Origin of the sequence: Paenibacillus sp. FSL K6-2441 (assembly GCF_037964765.1) — a bacterium.
In the GTDB taxonomy this organism is placed as follows: domain Bacteria; phylum Bacillota; class Bacilli; order Paenibacillales; family Paenibacillaceae; genus Fontibacillus; species Fontibacillus phoenicis.
Window position 1 is genome coordinate 4,500,895 of the sequence record NZ_CP150174.1, and the last position, 19,513, is coordinate 4,520,407.

Sequence of the window (19,513 nt, forward strand, 5' to 3'; positions counted from 1 at the left end):
CCTATAGCTCGTTATATTTATTCATTTTCCCAAAAGACTTGTCCACCGGATACTTCACTCCATTCCGCCGCATCTTGTCCCGAATGATTTCCTCGATATTGAGGCCAAGCGCAGCGGCTAGGTACACTGAGTAGATCAGCACATCGGCCAGTTCGTCGGCGATGTCTTGTTTCTTCTGCGATACGGCATCTTCGGACGTTCTCCACTGAAAATTCTCTAACAACTCGGACGCCTCAAGACTTAGCGAGATCGCTAAATCCTTCGGATTGTGAAATTGCGCCCAGTTACGCTCCTCCCGAAAAGCAAGCAGCATTTGGATCAGCTCTTCATTCATGTTTGTACTCCTATCATTCCGTCATTTAATTCGAGCCACTCCATCCACGCAAAAAAGAGGCGGTCCTCCCCTTTACTCGGGGCCCGCCTCTAGTCGTCTCTTGGTGTGGCCATGCTTTGGCCCTTGGTACATTCTTCCTAATACCAAGTTATTACAAAATGGAAGATTCGTCAAATTCCGCCTAAATCCGCCTTACACTTCGGTAACGCATGTAATAGATCATGATAGCGAGTGTCGCCGACAAAAAAACAATCTGCATCAACGTACGAGGCAGCAAGGCTTGGTGAGCGGCCGTCGCTAGACCGGAAAGAGCGTAATAAACGTTTGCCGGGAACATGCAGATGAGGAGAAGCGAGAGACCTCCCGCCGCCCAGATGACTGTCGGACGCCACAGCAACCCAAGTGCCCCGGCCAGTTCTAACACGCCAGTGAGCGTTACAATAAACCCAGGGTAAGGCAAAACAGGCGGCACCATACTGATCAGCTCTTCCCGCATCCCAACAAAATGAACGGTGCCAGTCAACACAAACATCGCCGCAACTCCGCCCCGAAGGGCAACAGGCCAAGTACGCAGTCGTTTGACTCCCGCCGCTCCCAGAGCAAGGATCGCTAGCGTGACAACGATAAGGGTGATCAGGGGCTCCATGCGCAAACCTCCGTTATTTTCAAATTTTGCAAAACCCGTGTCCTTAGAAACCTTTGGAGATCATTAGATACAGAATCACAAGTGGAAGCAAAGTAGCGATCGTCCCGTAAACCGCCCAATTCCGAGAAGCCTTACGATATGCCGCTGAGACGGTGCCACTCTCGATGTCATCGGAGCTCAGGCGAATCATTTTGCGCTGCATCGGAATGAGGATTAACAGTCAAATCAGCCCGGTCACGGCAAACAATATCAGTGAGAAGGTAAGCCAATTTAACCCCGTCAAGGAGTAGCCCAGGCTCCCCGTCATCATGCCGCCGGAAAGGACGATCAGGACAAGTCCAGGAATCGTAAAAATATAATCTGCGATCATCACGTTCTTAGCAGCATAGTGCATGATTTGAGGATTTCCGGTCCGGTCTGCCCGGATTTTCCAAAAGGCTGCCGTTATGATATTTCCCACCATCAATAAGACACCAAGTACATGCAAGGTTAACCAAAATCCCACAACCGCTCACCCTTTCTCTTCCCGTTCTCTGACGGGGTTCAAAATGTCCGTCATCAGTGAAGTTAAGTCCTGTGCATTAACCAGCGCTTGCACGTTCGGAATTCTTGCGCGAATTCGGAAGCCAAGTGTCATCAGCGTGAACAACTCCGCCGTTTTGTCCGCCTCAACGGTTTCGGGAATGACGCCGTGCTGCTGACCTGTTTCAATCCAGAGCTGGGATAAGAATACGGTCCGTTCGTAAAACTGCTTCAAAGCCTCCGCAACTGCCGGGTCCTCTTCTTTGCCAAACAAATACACAAGCACTTTGTTGGTCACGTTCTGCGGGTTTTCAAATTCAACAATGCTGTCCTTAATTTTCTGCATCGGATCATCAAAGTTCCGACGTCCTTGCTCAATCTCATTCATGAAGCGTCGGTTCGTTTCTTCAAGCCCCTCTTGCAGGATCAGCACAAAGATATCGTCCTTGCTGTTGATATAATGAAAAATTGCGCCTTTGGACAGGCCGGATCTGCTCATGATGTCCTGCATCGTAATCGAATGGCATCCTTTCTCCTGAATCAACTCTTTCGTTGCATCGATCAGCCGTCTTAACGTCCGTTGTCTGCGCTCCTCCTGTTTCAACACGAACCCTCCGGAAAATTCTTTAAATTTGATGTATCTTCATTATAAATACAGACCGTCGGTTTGTAAATGGCTGAATTAGAGTGTTTGTACTCCTACCATTCCGTTATTTGATTCGAGCCACACTCCATTCGCATCAAAAGAGGCCGTTCCCTTGATTTGGAGCCTCCTCCAGCAACGCTTAAATCGTATCGATATTATTTTGTAAATTCTCCTTTAATGCATCAATAATCATTATCGTCGTGGGATAATTTCGAAATTTGATATGATAAGCCAGATATAGTTCATTAGTCACTCTAAACTCAGGATAGATTATTTTTACGGTATGATTGTGAATAGATTTTTCTAGCATATAATTTGGAAGAATACTGATTCCAGCTCCATGTTCTATCGCCGTCAATATTGAATGAAGATCCGGGAGAACATGTTTGATTTGCATTTGCGGTCTTTTCTTAAAATATTCTCTCCAAAATCTTCTGATGATCGGTAATTCACTGCCATAACTGAGCCAATCTTGTGAACACAACCAGGCTTCAAAGCGTTCCTTATCTTCATAATGATGTTCTTCAAAGTGATAAGGTGCAACCAGTACAAATTCTTCTTGAACATAATGGATATATTCAATGCCAGGGGCAGGGATTTTTTGGGACGTTATAATCATGTCAAGTTTTTCCTCGATCAGTAATTCAAGAATATAGGAGGCCACCCCAAAAGTTGCATTAACTCGAAATGGAAATTTATTTAAATTACGAGCTAAATTCTCACGGAAGTATTCGTATCCTGTACCGATTTTAACCATGGGGACGGTTAATGAGTTTTCCATTTTGAATTTTTGTGTAGTCTCCTCCAAAGCTTCAATAAGAGGAACCACTTGTGTGTAAAGCTCTTTCCCTTTTTCGGTGGGAATCATTTTTCTTGCAGTTCTCGTAAATAATTTTTCGCCAAGCTCAGCTTCCAATGCGGCTAAATGCTGGCTCAATGCAGGTTGAGTCATTAACCTTATTCTTGCCGCTTCAGAGACTGATCTATATTTATAAATACTGATAAAGCTACGGTACCATTCAAAATCCACAGCTCTTCCCCCTTTACCAAAGGATATGTGAAAAAGGGGTAAGCAAAGCTTACCCGAAAATTTGGGGCCTAGTAAGCCTCTTTTGTTGTTGAGCACCCCAAAGAGTAAATAAGATGCCTGCGACTGTAACGATCGAAGCGACCCATGGAACAGCTACTAGGCCTCCCCCAAATTGTAAATCAATAACCACACCTCCGATATACGCACCAAGCGCATTTCCTAGGTTAAAAGCGGCTATATTTAGCGTCGACGCTAGCGTTGGTGCTTCCTTGGCCGTATTCAGCATATGAAGTTGTAATCCTGGTACGGTTCCAAAAGCGGCTATTCCCAGTATAAAAATAGTAATCAATGCAGGTACTTTATACTGATCCGTAATTGAAAATACCGCCAAAACTATGGCCAACACAACGAGTATCCCGAGGAGTGACGGCATTAATTTGCGGTCAGCTAATTTTCCCCCAATAATATTTCCAAGCGTGATGCCGACCCCGAACAACACCAGGATATAAGAAATGAAATTTGTCGGGAACTTGGTAATATCAGTTAAAATCGGTGAAATATATGTGAACGCTGTAAAGACTCCTCCGAAACCAAACGTCGTCATTAAAAGAGCCACGTAAACTGCTGGTCGACGCAGCACACCAAGCTCCTGCTTTAGACTTGATGAAGTTGCTTCAACTTTGGGAACAAGTACAGCAATTCCTATCAAAGCGATGAGGCCTATTACAGTAATCGTCCAAAAAGTGGATCTCCATCCATAGGCTTGGCCGATAAATGTACCGATAGGGACACCCAAAATATTTGCAAGGGTTAGACCGGTAAACATGATGGCAATCGCTCCAGCCCGTTTTTCCTTAGGAACCAGCCCGGCTGCAATAATGGATCCAACACCAAAAAAGGATCCATGAGTTAACGCAGCCACGATCCGAGCTATCATTAAAACTCCATAGTTTGGTGCGAGGGCAGCCAATAAATTACCTGCTATGAATAGAATCATAAGAAACAGAAGCAACTGCTTTCGCTTCATTCGATGAGTCGCAATAGTAATGATGGGAGCTCCAAAAGCCACACCTAGTGCATAACCGGTAATCAGCAACCCTGTTAAAGGGATGGAAACCTTCAAGCTTTCCGCCACTTCAGGAAGTAAACCCATAATAATAAATTCAGTCATCCCAATCGCAAATGCCCCTATTGTTAGCGCAAGTAACGCCAATATCGGACTTTTACTTGCTGATTTATTTTCAATTTCTACTGCCTCCAAATAAATAACCCCCTTTTATTATGGCAACAAAGAATGCATGAGGCCACTATTTCAAAATAGCAGCCCCATTCCTTTATCCTAATTTTTCAATGACGGCTTTAGTTACAGCCAGAGTAGACTGAGGATTTTGACCAGTAATCAAATTTCCATCAACTTCATGATGGGATGTCCAGTTCGGTGCTGCACGAAAAATAGCTCCCAATTCACGAAGCCTGCTCTCCAGAAGAAAAGGAAGAACGTTGTCTAAGCCGGTTTGGGCCTCTTCCCCATTAGTAAAAGCATTTACCCGTTTGCCCGCCACAAGGGGCAGTCCATTCGATAGTCTGACTCCCGTAAGTCCTGCGGGGCCGTGACACACTGCAGCAACTATTTTCCCTGCTTCATAAAAGTCACGGATCAATTCGTGAAGATGTTGATTTTCCGGCAAGTCATACATCGTTCCATGACCACCCGGCAGGAAGATAGCATCAAAGTCACTAACAGTTACAGCATGGATAGGAACTGTGTTTTCAAGTTGCTTTGCAGATTCCAAAATTTCTCTTGGAGTTTCCTCATTCACGCTGTTTGGATCGACTGGACTCCGCCCTCCAAGCGGGCTTGCTACTGTAACCTGGTAGCCCTGCTGAATAAATTCTTGATAAGCTTCAGCGAATTCGGACAACCAAATTCCAGTTTTTCTTCCTTCATGGATATCTGAATGGTTAGTGACAACAATCAATATCTTTTTATTCACTTGGCTTCCTCCTTTTATAAGCGTTGACTGACTACAGGAATTATTCTACGGTTCAATAACTAATAAAACAAATTAGATTAATGCTATATATCCATAAATAAAATTATAGATAAACCGGAGTAAAGAGAATTCAAAACGAGGACGTAAAGTATCATGCGCCCAATTACAAGATAAGGGCCCGCCAATCGATAGGCAGTGGGCACGCTGTGAGCAGGATATCGGCGGATTCCCTAACTTGAAGGCATGTTTACCACAGGCACCGGTCAGGGATTTTTGTATCTGATGCAGTGGAATCGAGCCAACCCGAACCTCTCACTCCAAGGCTGCATGGTGACTCAAGCGGTAGTCGCCCTTATCTTTAACCTCGGAGCGCTTTATTTTCTTAAAAGGAGAAATGTTTATCATTGGACAAGCTAAATGTAAATATAAAAACTGACGCGGAGGACGCCGTCCATGCCATCCTATGCCAACAAACCAGCCTTAATCTCTGAAATTCAGAAAACCGCTCGATTATTTATCGATTGAGAAAGGTTGGATGGAAAGGATGAACACAGTGGCCCCAAAGTTCAGCAGAGATCAAGTGAAAGCCTTCATTAAAGACAACGATTTAAAAACAATGGCGGATGTTCAGTCTGCCCTAAAAGAATTGTTTGCCGACACGCTGCCAGAAATGTTGATTTCCATATTTAATGACATTATTCAGTAGAACAAGAACCGATCAATCCGATAAGTAGAACATTCTCTTTTCAATCCAAGATTTGCTCTGCTCTTCATATTCAGGAGTATTTATCTTGTCCTGATGAGGTATTCATATTTTTTCACTAAAACGGCAACATTCAAGACTCCGAATCCAGAAGAAGCAGAAAACCGGCCCCCTCGGACCGGCTGATTCAGGCTCCATATAGCTCGTCCACCCTTACCTCACAAACCGCCCGTTGCACACAAATCGCACCGTTTCCTGACGTTGGTTCGTGTTCACAATTAGATAAGGATAGAAAAGAATGGGGGCAACCACAGTTCAAGCGTTATTCATTCACATGACCCGCATTGGGGCGCAAGCCTGTCCATTCTTTTCTTAGTTCAAAACAAACCTCGCTGATTATATTGAATTTTACAATCACGAACGTTTGCAGGGTGAACCTTCCCCCAGACGAAATGTTTTTATAATATAGCTTTTGCTAAAATCGGCAAACCGCTCCGGCTGATGGTTAAACTATTTGCGCAGCTCGGGGCTTGGGGCGATCTCTTTCACCCATTCGCCAGCGGCGGCTTCCGCGTTATTGCTTAGTCACAAGCTCCAGCTCGACCGGAATCGAGCTTTCTACCTGCTCGCCTGCGGCCACTTTCATCGCCGTTTCGATCGCCTTCTGGCCGATCAATTCCGGCTTTTGCGCTACCGTAGCCGCCATCGTGCCGCTATTCACGGCGCTTACCGCGTCGTCCGTGGCGTCGAAACCGACGACGATAATGTCTTTTTTGCCTGCGGCTTCAATCGCCTGCAGCGCCCCGAGCGCCATTTCGTCGTTGTGGGCGAATACCGCCTGAACGTCGCTGTTGCTTTGCAAAATATTTTCCATAACCGTCAGCCCTTTGGCCCGGTCAAAATCGGCCGGCTGCGAAGCGACGACTTTCACGCCGTCTTTGCCGTCCACGGCGCTGTGGAAACCTTCGCCGCGATCCCGCGCTGCCGATGTGCCGGCAATGCCTTGCAGTTCAACGATGTTCCCTTTGCCGCCGAGTTTTTCAAGAATGAACTCCCCGGCCATTTTGCCGCCCGCTACGTTGTCGGAAGCGATGTGCGATACGACGGTACCGCCGTTTGCCGCCCGGTCTACCGTAATGACCGGAATATTGGCGTTGTTGGCTGATTCTACCGCCGTCACGACGGCGTCGCTATCGGTAGGATTAATGAGGATCACATCCACTTGTTGCTGAATCAAATCTTCGATGCCGCTGATTTGTTTCGAGGTGTCGTCTTGCGCATCGACGACGATCAGTTCCGCGCCGGCGGCCTGAGCCGCTTTCTCCGCGCCTTCCTTCAAAGTGACGAAAAACGGATTGTTTTGCGTGGAGATCGACAAACCGATTTTCACTTTGCCACCGTTATCCCCCTTGCCGGCGGCATTCCCGGCGTTGCCTGCCGTCCCGCCTTCATTCCCTGTCGTGCATGCGGCAAGCAAGAGAAACAAAGCAAGCGTTAGCGGCCATACGATACCATACTTTTTCATTTTTCCAGGCTCCTTTTCGTTTAATTTTGCGCTTTTACGCTGTTCTTGTTTTCGAACGGTCGAGAAGCACCGCGATCAGAATGACAGCCCCTTTTACGACTTGTTGATAGAACGACGATACGTTAAGCAAGTTCAGACCGTTGTTCAGCACGCCGATAATGACGGCGCCGATCAATGTCCCGACGATCCAGCCTTTGCCGCCCGACAAGCTCGTTCCACCAAGCACGACCGCCGCGATGGCGTCCAGCTCATAAGAGACGCCTGCCGTCGGCTGCGCGGAGTTCAACCGCGAGGTGAGGATGAGGCCGCTGATCGATGCCAGCAGGCCGCTGATCGAGTAGACCAGCAATTTGACTTTGGATGTGCTAATCCCCGATAGCCATGTCGCCTCCTCATTGCTTCCGACCGCGTATACGCGCCGGCCGAAAGTGGTATGTTTCAGAATGATGTATACCACTGCAAACGCGAGAACCATCCAAATAATCGGTGTCGGTATTTGCAGAAAGTACCCTTTTCCAAGCAGAGCAAAATCTTTGTTTAAGCCGGTAATCGGCTTCCCGTCGGTGTAAACGAGCGTAAGTCCGCGGTAAATCGTCATCGTAGCCAGCGTGACGATAAACGGAGCCAGCCGTCCTTTCGCCACGATAAGCCCGTTGACCGCGCCCATAGCCGCTCCGGAGGCAATCCCGACGGCCACGGCCAGCCAGGTGTTCATTCCGCCGGCCATAAGCCCCGCCGTAAGCGCACTGGATAGAGCGAAAATGGAGCCGACCGATAGGTCGATGCCGCCGGTCAGAATAACAAAGGTCATCCCGAACGCAATCAGAGCGTTGATCGAGACCTGGCGAAGCACGTTAAGCAAGTTGTTGACCGTCAAAAAATTGTCGGCAAAAATCGACAGCGCGATCATGATGAGCGCCAGCCCGATAAGCGGCCCGATCCCTTGCAAGTTGAACCGTTTCAACGTTTGGGCGCCCGGCGTTTTAGCTAGCATATTGTTCTCCTCCCCCTGTGGCACAGATCATAATTTTTTCCTGCGTTGCCTCTTCTCTCGTAAAATGCCCCGTCAGCTTTCCTTCATGCATGACCAGAATTCTGTCGCTCATGCCCAGAATTTCCGGAAGCTCGGACGAAATCATCACAATCGCGACGCCCTCGGCCGCAAGCTTGTTCATCAGATCGTAAATTTCCTTTTTCGCGCCGATGTCCACGCCTCTTGTTGGCTCATCCAAAATGAGCACCTGCGGATTCGTCGCCAACCACTTGCCGATGACAACCTTTTGCTGATTGCCTCCGCTAAGCGAGCCGACCGCCTGCGCGCCGCTTGACGTTTTGATGCGAAGCCGCTGAATCATCGTATCCGCCAGTTCCCGTTCCTTGGCCTCACTGAGAAATCCGCCGTTTGAAACCGCTGTCAAATTGGTCATCGACAAGTTGTCGCGGACGCTCATTGCAAGAAGCAGCCCTTCGTCTTTCCGGTCCTCCGTCACTAGCGCCAATCCGGCCCGGATCGCATCGCTCGGCTTGCGGATTTGCACCTTCTTGCCGTTGATGGCAATCGTTCCGCCGTCGATGGGCGATACCCCGAACAACGCTTTGGCCAGTTCCGTGCGTCCCGCTCCCATCAGGCCGGCGATGCCAACAATTTCACCAGCCCGGACGGAAAAGGAGATGTCGTGCAACACACCTTTTTGCGAGAGGTTCTCCACCCTAAGCTTCTCTTCGCCAAAATCGATGTGCGCTTTAGGGAAACGGTCCTTGATTTCCCGGCCAACCATCATTTTGACGATTTGATCCATGTTCGTCTCGGCCACCTTCTCCGTTCCGACATAGCGGCCGTCCCGCATCACCGTAATCCGGTCGCAAATCTGAAAAATCTCCTCCATCCGGTGCGAGATGTAGATCATCCCAACCCCTTGCCGCTTCAAGGAAGCGATCACCTGAAACAGCCCTTCAATTTCCCGGTTCGTCAGCGCAGCCGTCGGTTCGTCCAGCACCAAAATTTCCGTATTCATCGACAGGGCCTTGGCGATTTCGACCATCTGCTGCTGGCCAACAGACAATTCTCCGACTATGGCCTCCGGAGGAATCATCAGCCCAAGCTGCGACAAATACCGGGCCGACTCCCGCTTCATTTTGCGCCAATCGATCAGCCGGGTGGGGCCAAGCGTAAATTCCCGTCCGAGAAAAATATTTTCCATCACCGTCAAATGCGGGATCAGATTCAGCTCCTGGTGAATCATCACGATGCCAAGCTCCTGCGCGGCCGACGGCGACAAAATGGACCGCTCCTTGCCCTTAACCCGCACCGTTCCGCTGTCTTTCGTATAGATGCCGTTTAATATTTTCATCAGGGTCGATTTTCCAGCGCCATTTTCCCCCATCAAGGCGTGCACTTCGCCGGCTTCAAGCGTAAATTTCACCTGCTCCAGCACTTTTACGCCGGAAAAGCTTTTGTCGATTCCTTCCATCTCCAAAAGCGGCGTATTCATCTATAGCCCCCCCATCCTAAAAAATGACTCCCGCGTGCAAAATTACGTTGGCGTACGGCGTACATTCGCCGGTACGAACGACCGCTTTGGCCTCGCGGGTCAACTGCTTGAACCGCTCGTGCGTTACGTTGCCTTCGGCCGCCCCTTCAAGCAGAAGCGCCGTCTTTTCGTACAATTCCGGGCTGGCCTCCTTCATTTCAGCGGCGACCGTGTACCGCTCCACCTGCATTTCCTCCAAAATCGTCTCCAGCGTCTCCACATATCCGGGCACCCCGCGCTTCAGCGCCAGATCGATCCGTCTTACGCCGGGAGGAATCGGCAGCCCGCAATCGGCAATGACGATGGTGTCCGTATGGCCGAGTTCGCTGATGACTCTTGACAATTCGCTGTTGATGATTCCGATTTTTTTCATCGCTCATTCTCCTGTCTTGTTTTTCAGCTTTGCGGCGAACCGCTCCGCTTCCGCTTCGGAAGGCATGCCCGCCTGAGCGCCGAATTTCGTAACGGCGAGCGCGGATACGAGCGCCGCATATTCAACCGCTTCGCGCAAGCTCCGTCCCTTAGCGAGCGATACGGCCAAACCGGCATTGTAGCAGTCACCCGCTCCCGTCGTATCCACCACCTTAACCTGATGGCCCGGGACGGTTCGCACCTCGCCGTCCTCCGTCAAATAAGCGGAACCGTCCGCTCCAAGCGTCGTAATAATGTGCTTAGCTTCCATCTCTTTCATACGCCGCATCGCCGCCGCAAGCTTTGTCCCGTCCGCATCCATACCGGTGTAACGGCTTAGCTCCGTACGGTTTGGCGTAACGTAGTCGACATAGCCGAATAATTCCGGCGGCAAAGGCTGCGCGGGCGCGGGATTCAGCACGACCGTCTTGCCGAACGACTTCGCTTTCTGCGCCGCGTAGAAGACGGTGTCCACCGGAATTTCAAGCTGCAGCAGCACGATATCCGCACGGCGAAGCTTGTCTTCGTTCTCATCGATGTCCTCCGGGCTCACCCGGTAGTTTGCGCCGGGCACAACCACGATGCTGTTGTCTCCTTCCGCGACATAAATCGAAGCTACGCCCGTCGTGCAGCCGGGCAGGCGCTTCACGCCGCTGATGTCAACGCCATCCTGCCGCAGAGCTTCGAGCAGTTCCCGGCCAAAAGCGTCCTCGCCAACCGCGCCGATCATCGCCGTCTCCGCGCCAAGCCGCGCCGCCGCAACCGCCTGGTTCGCTCCTTTCCCCCCGGGGATGAAGCGAATCTGTTCGCCAAGCAGCGTTTCCCCAACCTGCGGATGCCGGCGCGTTTCCACCACAATATCCATATTCAAGCTGCCAATGACCGCCACTTTCGGTTTATTCATCGCACTCTATCCTTCCTGAAAATTGGGTATCTTTATCTTATTTAGGATCAAACGCCAACGTCGAGTCTCTGGCGATCAGCTTCACGTCAAGCTCGTAAAGCCGATCCTCCTCCAGCGTGCCTTCGATCTTCTTGATCAGCAGGCGCGAAATCAGCGCGCCCATTTCATAAATCGGCTGCGCGATCGTCGTCAGCTCGGGCACCGTAATTTCCGTCGTCTGGATGCCGTCGAAGCCGCACAGCGCCACCTGCTTGCCAACTTTGATGCCCATGCGGTTAAGCGCTTTCAATGCGCCGATCGCCATCAGATCGTTGCCGGCAAAAATGCCGTCGATATCAGGGTGACGCCGCATCAGCCGCTCGGTCGCGTTCATCCCGCCGCGAATCCGAAAGTCGCCTTCTTCAAGCAAGGTCGGCGTGTACCAATTAAACCGCTGCACCTCCTCTTCAAAGCCGATCAGCCGCTCCTTTCCGGTGATCAAATGCTGCGGGCCGTAGATATGGGCGATTTTCCGGCAGCCGATCTCAAGCAGATGCCGAACCGCCATCGCCGCGCCTTCTTTGTTTTTTGATCGGACGACGCTGGAGCTTTGCTCCGACGGGCCGCGGTCCAGGCAAACGTAAGGAATGCCGAGCTTGGTCAGCATTTCCGCATCGCCGGGTCCGAACGTCTGGGAAGCGAAAATAAAGCCGTCGATATATTTCTTCTTGAGCGTTTCGATATATCGTCTTTCCTTATCCCCCTGATCGTCCGAATTGCCCAAAATCACCGTATATCCGTAAGTGGCGGCGACGTCCTCCACCGCTCGGGCCAGATCCGAGAAAAACAGGTTCGAAATATCCGGCAAAATGAGCGCAATCGTCTTCGTCTTCTTTCCGGCCAGCCCCCGCGCCACCTGATTCGGCGCATAATCGAGCTTCTCGATCGCGGCTTTGATCGACCGCTGCGTTTCCGCGTTGACATAACCGCTTTTGTTCAAATAACGCGATACGGTCGAGACGGACACGCCGGCCAATTTGGCCACATCACGAATCGTTGCGATAACAATCCCTCCCGCCGCTAAACATGGTATCGGTACCACATAAATTTAAATAACATATTACGGAAAATTTATACATATAGAATTAAGATTTGTTATTTGAATGTGGTAACGGTACCACATTTCTTGCTGTAAATATACCATGCCGGCGAAAACAAAGCAACCCGGCTTGTCGAATCCACAAACAGCAGGTTGTAATCTTCGTTTTTAGCGAGGTGCCATGGTTACTATTAAAGATATCGCGCGGGTCGCCGGCGTCTCGCATACCACCGTATCAAGAGCGCTGAACGGAAACCCGCTGATCAAAAAAGAGACTCGTAAGTGGATTGAAAAAATCGCCGCCGAACTAAACTATATTCCCAATTACAGCGCCAAAAGCCTGGTGATGAAAAGGTCCTATACGATCGTCCTCTTCAGAGAGACAAAATCCCCCAAAATTGTGAACCTCTGAACCCATTTCTTACTGCTTAATACTAAACCTCGCCAAACACTACCAGACCTCTCTTGCTCTAAGATCCGCACACAACGTCAAACCCGCAATATAAAACGGATACAATCCACACGCAGCGATCATGACCAACCCCATCCCCGGAAGCGGCACCTCTTGGGGATCGGTGATCGGATAGGCGGAGGCAAACCCTTTGATGAATAGCAGGAAATAAGGAATCCACAAGATCGTTGCCAGGTATTTTCGTTTCCCCGGGCTTCGCTGGAACTTCGTCAGAACATAAGCGAGGATGGAGAACAGAACAATGAGCAGGAACACCGCCACAGGTACATAACGATCCATATGGGCGATTCCGGTAACTCTTTCAAGCCGATACACATTCATCAGAAGCTCCACTTGAACAAATAGGGAAAAAGCATACAGCACGCTAACTCCATTCACTTTCCACATCATCTTTGCGTTGAACCTCCCTCACTCACCATTGGGTTCGTTGGGATCATAGGAGCTCGCCAGCAGCCCCTACGACCCCATCTCCTCCTCGATCCGTTTCATAAACTCATCCACAGCGCTGTAGCCGAGCTGCTTCAGGTACCAGTTGTTCGCAGCGGCCTCGATCAGGCCGGCGACATCCCGGCCGGGTTGGAGCTGGATTTCGATGTGCGGGATTTGGACCCCTAAGTATTCCGTACACTGCGGCACCGTCTCCAGTTCGTTGTTGAGGGCATGTTCCTGCCACGGCACCAGCTCGATATCCAAGACAATCCGTGTCTCATCCTGAAAAGCCCGACGTCCATACTGCCGTACCACGTTGATCAGCCCGATGCTGCGTAGAGCCAGGAATTCGCGGGTCGTTTCGTTATGGGTTCCGAGCAGCGTGGTTGGGCTTAATTTTTTTAACACGACAATATCGTCTGCGACCAAACGGTGCCCTCTGCGAATCAGGGTATGCGCTGTTTCGCTCTTGCCGATGCCGGACTTGCCGCGTAGCAGGATGCCGATCCCCGAGACGTTCACGCACACCCCATGGATCGAGATCTCCGGAGCCAGCGCCTTAACCAAATAACTGTCCAGCTTGGCGATAAACTCCGTCGCTGTCTCTTCCGTACGCAGCAACGGAATGCCTTCCTCCTCGCAGTACAGCTCTAAATATGGAATCTCCTGCTGCCCGGACGTCACGATAAAGCACGGAGGGTGATATTTCACGATGTTCCCGATCCGCAGCTTGCGTTCCTCCACGCTTAACGTCAAGAGGTAGTTGATCTCCTTACGGCCCAACACCTGCACCCGATTCATTGGAAAAAAATCGAAATATCCCACGAACTCCAGCCCCGGCCGATGCGTCCGAGGACGAGTAATCTCCCGATCCATCCGTTCCGCCCCTGCGAGCACTTCCAATTTAAACGTGTCCACCAGCTTCTGTACGGTAATCGTCTTCATCTGATTCTCCTCCTTCCGGTTCATTCCGACCGGCCTCCCATCCAGCGTCCCGGATCTTTAAGCGGTTCGTTATCGGAGAACAAATCCGGCTCCTCCTTCAACATTTCCGTAATCACTTCCGCCACGCCGGCCGCATCGCAGACCCGTACCACGGCATCTCCCAATTTCCCCTTGCGCAAGGCACCTCGATGCTCAAGCACTTCTTCCACCTTCCAAAAATGCTCCGACCAAGGCAACCCGCAATGTCTGCGGGAAGGGACCGGAATTTCTGCACCGTCCGGCGTGATTGTGTACAACATTTCGTGATCGTCCGTGAGTCTTCCCGGGATATCCACCCACTCCTCGACCCCATGGATGAAGGTATTCCGTCTCAAATCGACCCCAACGAGCAGAATTGTCGCTTTGCGGTCGAGCAGCTTCCCCCACGAGGATCCTCGGGCACAAGGCGTATCAAACAGATGATCCTCCGCCGTAAACGCCTTAGCGTCCCATCCTAACGCGGCGACCGAATGGGTGGGATGCCACGACCGGATGACGCCGGGTCTCTTGCGGAACAGCTCCGGCAGAATGCCAACGCACACCGGCGAATGCTCCACCTCAAATCGGGGGCGATCCTTATTGATATATGACCAAGTATGCGTGGGGAACACCAGCAGCCCCTGCGACATATACTCTGAAAACGCATCCAAAACTGTATCTGCGCCGCCCTCTACCTCACCTAGGCTTTTCATGGAGGAATGGACTAGCACGGTTCCTGCACTGTCCAACCCTAGGGCCTCCAGTTGGCGGATTAAACTCTCTTTCGTATGCCTCATCCTTGGCCCCTCCCCTCTCGTACAAACCTTGCTGCTTCAGCACACTGCTCCTCCGTCACCGCCTCCAGTGTCACGAAGCTAAGGGGCTTATGCTGCTCCAGCAGCCTCCAAAACAGCGGGTAGTTCAGCTCCCCTAGTCCTGCGGCGGTTTCTATCAATTCGCCGTTTGCGCCGCGTCGCAGATCCTTGGCATGGGCGCTGACGATGCACGAGCCCAGCAGATCGAAGGCCGTCTGGATCACTTCGTCCTGGCGGTCGAAGTTAGCGGCATTCATCAAATTGCATGGGTCGAGAACGACGCCCACACAGGAGGAGGGGAAGCGTTCCAGCGTTTGCGCCATCGTCTCCGGCGAGTCGATCAAGTGCCCTTGGGCCGCTTCAAGGCCGATGGTGACGCCCCAGCGTTGGGCTTCATCGACCAGCTCCTCCAATGCGCGGTTCAGGCGCTCCCAATACTCCGGCAATCGTTCCGGGTCCGCCGGCTTGCCAACCTCCGTCGCCACGATCGGCGCACCAAAATGCCGCGCATGGCGCAGATGCTCCTTGAACCGGTCCACATTGTGCCGGTAGCTCTCCTCATCCAAGTCGATCAGGCTGGCATAACAGCCCAGCACGGCGATCCGCACACGGTGGTCCGCAAACGCGCCGCCGATCTCAGAAGCCAAGCCCGGGCTTAATTTGCCCAGCGAGCAATCCACGTCCGAAATGGCTTTGGACAACGCCAACTGCACATAAGGAAATTCATAGGCGGCCACCTTCTCCGCCAGCTCCCGAAAAGGCTGCTTCCCCAACAAATGCGCCAAAATCCCTGCCGACACTTGCCTCTCCTCCTTTTTCCCATACAAAAGGTTAACGATAGAGCACGCTCAACATGACCCTCAGGCCTTCGATGGACTGCTTCTTCGATACAATTGATTGATTTGGTTCGCTAGATAGCTCGGACTATAAGGGGTACCTTCCTCAATCCACCAGGTGACGATCCCCAGCGTCGATGCGGCAATGATCTCTATCGGAACTTGCTTGGAGGGATCTGCCGGCTTCCTGCGCTCCCGCCGCGTCGATACGATGTTCATCATGATCTCGAACAGTTGATGGCGGAACTCTTTATTTTCGAGCAGCACTTGGAATAACGCCGCGTTCTCATAAATCTCCTCCAGAAAGGAAACGAGCGGATTGTTGTCCTTCGTCGGACCGCCCTCGGTGAGCGGGTGAATTCTCCGGGCCAACTCGTCTAACACTTCCTTCGTCAGCTGCTCCAGCAAATCCTCCACATCGCGATAATGCAAGTAAAACGTAGCGCGGTTTAACCCCGCCCGATCGGCCAAGCCTTGCACGGTGACTTTGCGCAGATCGGTGTTCTCTTGCAGCAATGCGATCAACGCCTCCCGGAACATTCGCTTGGTCCGAATGACGCGGGGGTCCACCTTGCCCTCCTTATTGCTCGACATTTCGTTTCTCCTTTGACGATCATCTGCAAATTATTCAACACAGACCCGGTCAACTGTTGATTAGTCTACACTTCGGCGGAATGTGTAAATGGTCTTTTGAATCGTTGCGTGGTAGTATTTTTTATCGACAGAATATCAATTACTTGACTACCCGTCAATGAATTCCCCTTTGTGAAAGGAGCAACACCGTGAACACCGCAACACCAAATGTGAATAAAAAAATCCTGATGCCCGTCCTGCTCTTGGGCTCGTTCTTATCGATCTTGAACCAAACGATCCTGAATGTCGCCTTGCCCGACTTAATGAAGGAATTCGCCATTTCGGCCACGACCGTGCAATGGCTGATTACCGGCTTCATGCTGGTGAACGGGATCCTCGTGCCGATTACAGCTTTTCTGATGCAACGATTCACGACCAGGCAGTTGTTCATTAGCTCCATGCTCTTGCTGCTCGCCGGAACGTTCATTAGCGCCGTCGCTCCCAGCTTTCCGTTTCTATTAACGGGGCGGTTGATTCAAGCCGCAGGGGCGGGCATTATCATGCCGCTGTTGATGATGGTCGTGATGGTGATCTTCCCGAAGGAAGGGCGCGGCGCAGCGATGGGACTCATCGGTCTCGCCATGATCGTAGCCCCGGCGATTGGCCCGACTTTGGCCGGCTTGGTGATCGAGCATTTTTCCTGGCGGTGGATTTTTATCGGGATGCTGCCGCTGGTTACCATCGTCATTCCGTTAGCGATGAAATACATGGTGAATGTCTCGGAGACCTCGAAACCTAAGCTGGACCTTGTCAGCATCATTTACTCGACGTTGGGGTTCGGCGGTCTTCTTTTTGGCTTCAGCAATGCAGGAAATAAAGGCTGGGGGAGTGCCGAAGTGCTGGCGTGTCTGATTGTCGGCGGTATTTTCCTGTTCATGTTCTGCTGGAGGCAGTTTACTTCGTCCACACCGCTGATGGATTTGCGAGTATTTAAGGAAAAGATGTACTCCGTCACCACGATCATCAGCATTATGATTATAATGGTGATGTATGCGGATATGATCCTGTTGCCGATTTACTTGCAGACCAGTCGGAGCTTCTCGGTGCTGGACACCGGCTTGCTGCTGCTGCCAGGGGCTTTAATTAATGCGTTATTGTCGCCGGTTTCCGGACGTTTGCTGGATAAATTCGGGGTCAAGCCGATTGCGATTATCGGGCTGTTGTTTACGATTCCGGCGATTTGGGGCGTTACGCATTTAACGGAAACAACGTCGTATACGTACCTGGTATTCCGTACGATTGTACTGCGCATCGGCTTGAGCTTCTTAACGATGCCGCTGAATACCGCGGGACTCAACGCTCTGCCGAAGCAGCTAAATGCCCACGGTTCGGCCGTAACGAATACGGTCCGTCAGGTCGCCGGTGCGATCGGAACAGCCTTGGTGGTCACCATTTATACCACGCGAACCAAAAGTCATGCCGCCGAGCTGATGCATTCCGGTCAAACCTTGTCTAAGGCACAGCTGAAAGAGATGTCGACCATTCTAGGAACCAACGACGCTTATCTTTGCATGGGAATCCTGAGCATCGTGATCCTGGCGGTGACGATCTTCATGCCAAATCGCCGAGGCGAAGCAAAGCTGAAGGGAACCCGAGGAAGGCAAGAAAACGTACAACCGTCCATGAAAGAATCTTAAGGGGAACATTTTGGATAAAGTCAGAGAGGACCTCCTGACGTAAGACTGATTATAAGCTACAATGTGCAGTTAGCTTGTAAATGAGAAAAAGAAGCCCCCCTAAATAAGGGGGGAATAAAGTTTCCGTGACAAATGATATATCATGGTATCTCCGTTCTAAAAGGTTATGACCCACCACTTATAAATTGAATTACACCAATTAAAAATAGTAATAACCAAATAGAGATGATAATAGTTATTACCTTTTTTATTAACTTCCACTTCTTGTCATGAGAATCCATTCGCTTCTCTAAATCATTTAAACGTTGTTCAACGTCTTTATGTTCATTATTAGCATTCATATATAGATTCCTTTCGTTGTATAATATCAAGCTACCACCTTCAGACAAGGTGGTAGCTTGTGATGGAATGAAATTCTTAGCTGAAAGTCATATAATATGCTTCTGCTTTTGTAAGAACATCACCAACACCTTCCCAAATTATTGAGAGGGTTCTATCTCCTCTAATCCAGGCCCATCCTGAGAGTCCGCCAGAGTTGATACCATAAGTTGTTCTAGCGTCGCTGTTTTCCCAGGAATTCCCTGGATGGAATCCATGTAATACACTATCGGTATCAGTCACTTAACTATTTTATAATCACCAGACTTGTCATGTCTTTCAAATTGTACAATACCTACAATCCAGGAAAGGTTTGTTCCCCCCACCTAATCCGTCTCCCCAAATTGTTTGTTCGGAATAATCGGTGTATGTAGCGGTTGGAGAAACGGAATTAAGAATATTCAAATTATTATACATTTTTTCCAAATCAGCGTAATACTGTAGTAATGCTGCATATTCATCAAAACTATTAACAATAATCGCTCCGTTTTCAAACTTCATATCGCTAAGTTTTTTCGATGTTACTCTCTTAAATCCTGGTACAATATCACGAACAGAAACTGTCTGTAAGCTTGCATTGTTACTTACATCACTCTTTTTAGAAAATTGATCATCGCTAGCATTTGCAGCTCCTAAAGATGTAAACAATAGCACGATAGATAATAAAAATATTGCTCCTTTTTTGAACATAATTCTCATTATATCCCATTTTTGTTAATAATGATTTCGCCTAAATATTACCATTAAACTCATTTTCACGTCAACCGCAATTGTGTTATTTTTACATATAATCTATATACAAGCTAACTTTTACTAAAATTAACTCTTTAATTGCTTGCTCGACAAAAGAAAGGATTGAGAGACATCAGAAACGATTTCAAGTATAGTGGCAGAAGAGAAAATAAATGGAGAAAGTTGTAAAAGATTGAGAGTGAATCATAGCGATCTGTAGAAATTGATGAGTTGGTTGGTTAATTATTACGTTTCTGTTCCTCCATTACAATCTATTAACCTCATGCATGAAAT

Annotated in this window: 21 protein-coding genes and 1 pseudogene; 3 read left to right on the forward strand and 19 right to left on the reverse strand. The window is 49.9% G+C overall.

What is annotated here, in order from left to right; translation table 11 throughout:
- Nucleotide 1 precedes the first annotated feature (1 nt).
- The 7 genes from NSQ80_RS20775 to NSQ80_RS20805 form a co-directional block, all read right to left on the reverse strand.
- Nucleotides 2-334 (reverse strand): nucleotide pyrophosphohydrolase, encoded by a 333-nt coding sequence (locus NSQ80_RS20775; RefSeq protein WP_323078204.1) that lies wholly within the window; start codon nucleotides 332-334, stop codon nucleotides 2-4.
- A gap of 181 nt (nucleotides 335-515) precedes the next feature.
- Entirely contained in the window at nucleotides 516-980 is a 465-nt protein-coding gene (locus tag NSQ80_RS20780) for a hypothetical protein (protein WP_323078206.1), read from the reverse strand.
- Between the two features lie 220 nt (nucleotides 981-1,200).
- A complete protein-coding gene (locus NSQ80_RS20785) occupies nucleotides 1,201-1,485 on the reverse strand; it encodes a DUF2269 family protein (RefSeq protein ID WP_339300704.1) in 285 nt (94 codons plus the stop codon).
- A 6-nt stretch (nucleotides 1,486-1,491) separates the two neighbouring features.
- On the reverse strand, nucleotides 1,492-2,106 hold the full coding sequence (locus NSQ80_RS20790; protein WP_323078210.1) for a TetR/AcrR family transcriptional regulator: 615 nt from the start codon (nucleotides 2,104-2,106) through the stop codon (nucleotides 1,492-1,494).
- 181 nt (nucleotides 2,107-2,287) lie between these two features.
- On the reverse strand, nucleotides 2,288-3,178 hold the full coding sequence (locus tag NSQ80_RS20795; protein ID WP_036644101.1) for a LysR family transcriptional regulator: 891 nt from the start codon (nucleotides 3,176-3,178) through the stop codon (nucleotides 2,288-2,290).
- Nucleotides 3,179-3,227: 49 nt separating this feature from the next.
- Nucleotides 3,228-4,439, reverse strand: a complete 1,212-nt coding sequence (locus NSQ80_RS20800; protein ID WP_339300707.1) for an MFS transporter — start codon at nucleotides 4,437-4,439, stop codon at nucleotides 3,228-3,230.
- A gap of 73 nt (nucleotides 4,440-4,512) precedes the next feature.
- Nucleotides 4,513-5,172, reverse strand: coding sequence for a type 1 glutamine amidotransferase domain-containing protein (locus tag NSQ80_RS20805; RefSeq protein WP_009223464.1), 660 nt, complete (start codon nucleotides 5,170-5,172; stop codon nucleotides 4,513-4,515).
- Nucleotides 5,173-5,716: 544 nt separating this feature from the next.
- Here NSQ80_RS20805 and NSQ80_RS20810 point away from each other — a divergent pair.
- Nucleotides 5,717-5,878 (forward strand): hypothetical protein, encoded by a 162-nt coding sequence (locus tag NSQ80_RS20810; RefSeq protein ID WP_244268369.1) that lies wholly within the window; start codon nucleotides 5,717-5,719, stop codon nucleotides 5,876-5,878.
- A gap of 571 nt (nucleotides 5,879-6,449) precedes the next feature.
- Here NSQ80_RS20810 and rbsB read toward each other — a convergent pair.
- From rbsB to NSQ80_RS20840, 6 genes are read right to left on the reverse strand one after another with little or no spacing between them, the layout of a single operon-like run.
- A complete protein-coding gene (gene rbsB, locus NSQ80_RS20815) occupies nucleotides 6,450-7,400 on the reverse strand; it encodes a ribose ABC transporter substrate-binding protein RbsB (protein WP_009223461.1) in 951 nt (316 codons plus the stop codon).
- Nucleotides 7,401-7,434: 34 nt separating this feature from the next.
- Complete coding sequence (gene rbsC, locus NSQ80_RS20820) at nucleotides 7,435-8,394, reverse strand: ribose ABC transporter permease (protein WP_009223460.1); 960 nt, start codon at nucleotides 8,392-8,394, stop codon at nucleotides 7,435-7,437.
- A complete protein-coding gene (locus NSQ80_RS20825; RefSeq protein ID WP_009223459.1) occupies nucleotides 8,384-9,892 on the reverse strand; it encodes a sugar ABC transporter ATP-binding protein in 1,509 nt (502 codons plus the stop codon). The genes rbsC and NSQ80_RS20825 overlap by 11 nt, the downstream gene beginning before the upstream one ends.
- A gap of 16 nt (nucleotides 9,893-9,908) precedes the next feature.
- Complete coding sequence (gene rbsD / locus NSQ80_RS20830; RefSeq protein ID WP_016314443.1) at nucleotides 9,909-10,304, reverse strand: D-ribose pyranase; 396 nt, start codon at nucleotides 10,302-10,304, stop codon at nucleotides 9,909-9,911.
- A gap of 3 nt (nucleotides 10,305-10,307) precedes the next feature.
- Nucleotides 10,308-11,246, reverse strand: a complete 939-nt coding sequence (gene rbsK / locus NSQ80_RS20835) for a ribokinase (RefSeq protein WP_339300710.1) — start codon at nucleotides 11,244-11,246, stop codon at nucleotides 10,308-10,310.
- A 37-nt stretch (nucleotides 11,247-11,283) separates the two neighbouring features.
- On the reverse strand, nucleotides 11,284-12,270 hold the full coding sequence (locus NSQ80_RS20840) for a LacI family DNA-binding transcriptional regulator (RefSeq protein ID WP_339300711.1): 987 nt from the start codon (nucleotides 12,268-12,270) through the stop codon (nucleotides 11,284-11,286).
- Between the two features lie 235 nt (nucleotides 12,271-12,505).
- Here NSQ80_RS20840 and NSQ80_RS20845 point away from each other — a divergent pair.
- Nucleotides 12,506-12,700: pseudogene (locus tag NSQ80_RS20845) on the forward strand (LacI family DNA-binding transcriptional regulator); the annotation flags it as partial.
- A 75-nt stretch (nucleotides 12,701-12,775) separates the two neighbouring features.
- Here NSQ80_RS20845 and NSQ80_RS20850 read toward each other — a convergent pair.
- From NSQ80_RS20850 to NSQ80_RS20870, 5 genes are all read right to left on the reverse strand, one after another.
- Nucleotides 12,776-13,186 carry a hypothetical protein gene (locus NSQ80_RS20850; protein WP_339300713.1) on the reverse strand — a complete coding sequence of 137 codons (411 nt, stop codon included), beginning with the start codon at nucleotides 13,184-13,186 and terminating at the stop codon, nucleotides 12,776-12,778.
- 66 nt (nucleotides 13,187-13,252) lie between these two features.
- On the reverse strand, nucleotides 13,253-14,170 hold the full coding sequence (gene hprK, locus NSQ80_RS20855; RefSeq protein ID WP_260070448.1) for an HPr(Ser) kinase/phosphatase: 918 nt from the start codon (nucleotides 14,168-14,170) through the stop codon (nucleotides 13,253-13,255).
- A 20-nt stretch (nucleotides 14,171-14,190) separates the two neighbouring features.
- Nucleotides 14,191-14,985 carry an AAC(3) family N-acetyltransferase gene (locus NSQ80_RS20860; RefSeq protein ID WP_323078229.1) on the reverse strand — a complete coding sequence of 265 codons (795 nt, stop codon included), beginning with the start codon at nucleotides 14,983-14,985 and terminating at the stop codon, nucleotides 14,191-14,193.
- Nucleotides 14,982-15,803, reverse strand: a complete 822-nt coding sequence (locus tag NSQ80_RS20865) for a sugar phosphate isomerase/epimerase (RefSeq protein ID WP_339300715.1) — start codon at nucleotides 15,801-15,803, stop codon at nucleotides 14,982-14,984. Before NSQ80_RS20865 ends, NSQ80_RS20860 begins: the two co-directional genes overlap by 4 nt.
- A 60-nt stretch (nucleotides 15,804-15,863) precedes the next feature.
- On the reverse strand, nucleotides 15,864-16,433 hold the full coding sequence (locus tag NSQ80_RS20870; protein WP_339300716.1) for a TetR/AcrR family transcriptional regulator: 570 nt from the start codon (nucleotides 16,431-16,433) through the stop codon (nucleotides 15,864-15,866).
- A 227-nt stretch (nucleotides 16,434-16,660) separates the two neighbouring features.
- On the opposite strand from NSQ80_RS20870, the gene NSQ80_RS20875 reads away from it, so the two are divergent.
- Complete coding sequence (locus tag NSQ80_RS20875; protein WP_339302199.1) at nucleotides 16,661-18,109, forward strand: MDR family MFS transporter; 1,449 nt, start codon at nucleotides 16,661-16,663, stop codon at nucleotides 18,107-18,109.
- A 657-nt stretch (nucleotides 18,110-18,766) separates the two neighbouring features.
- On the opposite strand, the gene NSQ80_RS20880 is transcribed toward NSQ80_RS20875, so the two are convergent.
- Entirely contained in the window at nucleotides 18,767-19,177 is a 411-nt protein-coding gene (locus tag NSQ80_RS20880) for a hypothetical protein (RefSeq protein ID WP_339300718.1), read from the reverse strand.
- Between the last annotated feature and the right edge of the window lie 336 nt (nucleotides 19,178-19,513).

Excerpts from the sequence above, each read along its gene's own strand:
- NSQ80_RS20810 (WP_244268369.1), top strand. The coding sequence starts at position 5,717 with ATGAACACAGTGGCCCCAAAGTTCAGCAGAGATCAAGTGAAAGCCTTC.
- rbsD (WP_016314443.1), bottom strand. The coding sequence starts at position 10,304 with ATGAAAAAAATCGGAATCATCAACAGCGAATTGTCAAGAGTCATCAGC.
- NSQ80_RS20825 (WP_009223459.1), bottom strand. The coding sequence starts at position 9,892 with ATGAATACGCCGCTTTTGGAGATGGAAGGAATCGACAAAAGCTTTTCC.
- NSQ80_RS20775 (WP_323078204.1), bottom strand. The coding sequence starts at position 334 with ATGAATGAAGAGCTGATCCAAATGCTGCTTGCTTTTCGGGAGGAGCGT.
- NSQ80_RS20860 (WP_323078229.1), bottom strand. The coding sequence starts at position 14,985 with ATGAGGCATACGAAAGAGAGTTTAATCCGCCAACTGGAGGCCCTAGGG.
- rbsB (WP_009223461.1), bottom strand. The coding sequence starts at position 7,400 with ATGAAAAAGTATGGTATCGTATGGCCGCTAACGCTTGCTTTGTTTCTC.
- NSQ80_RS20850 (WP_339300713.1), bottom strand. The coding sequence starts at position 13,186 with ATGATGTGGAAAGTGAATGGAGTTAGCGTGCTGTATGCTTTTTCCCTA.
- rbsK (WP_339300710.1), bottom strand. The coding sequence starts at position 11,246 with ATGAATAAACCGAAAGTGGCGGTCATTGGCAGCTTGAATATGGATATT.
- hprK (WP_260070448.1), bottom strand. The coding sequence starts at position 14,170 with ATGAAGACGATTACCGTACAGAAGCTGGTGGACACGTTTAAATTGGAA.
- NSQ80_RS20870 (WP_339300716.1), bottom strand. The coding sequence starts at position 16,433 with ATGTCGAGCAATAAGGAGGGCAAGGTGGACCCCCGCGTCATTCGGACC.
- NSQ80_RS20780 (WP_323078206.1), bottom strand. The coding sequence starts at position 980 with ATGGAGCCCCTGATCACCCTTATCGTTGTCACGCTAGCGATCCTTGCT.
- rbsC (WP_009223460.1), bottom strand. The coding sequence starts at position 8,394 with ATGCTAGCTAAAACGCCGGGCGCCCAAACGTTGAAACGGTTCAACTTG.
- NSQ80_RS20875 (WP_339302199.1), top strand. The coding sequence starts at position 16,661 with ATGCCCGTCCTGCTCTTGGGCTCGTTCTTATCGATCTTGAACCAAACG.
- NSQ80_RS20880 (WP_339300718.1), bottom strand. The coding sequence starts at position 19,177 with ATGTTCAAAAAAGGAGCAATATTTTTATTATCTATCGTGCTATTGTTT.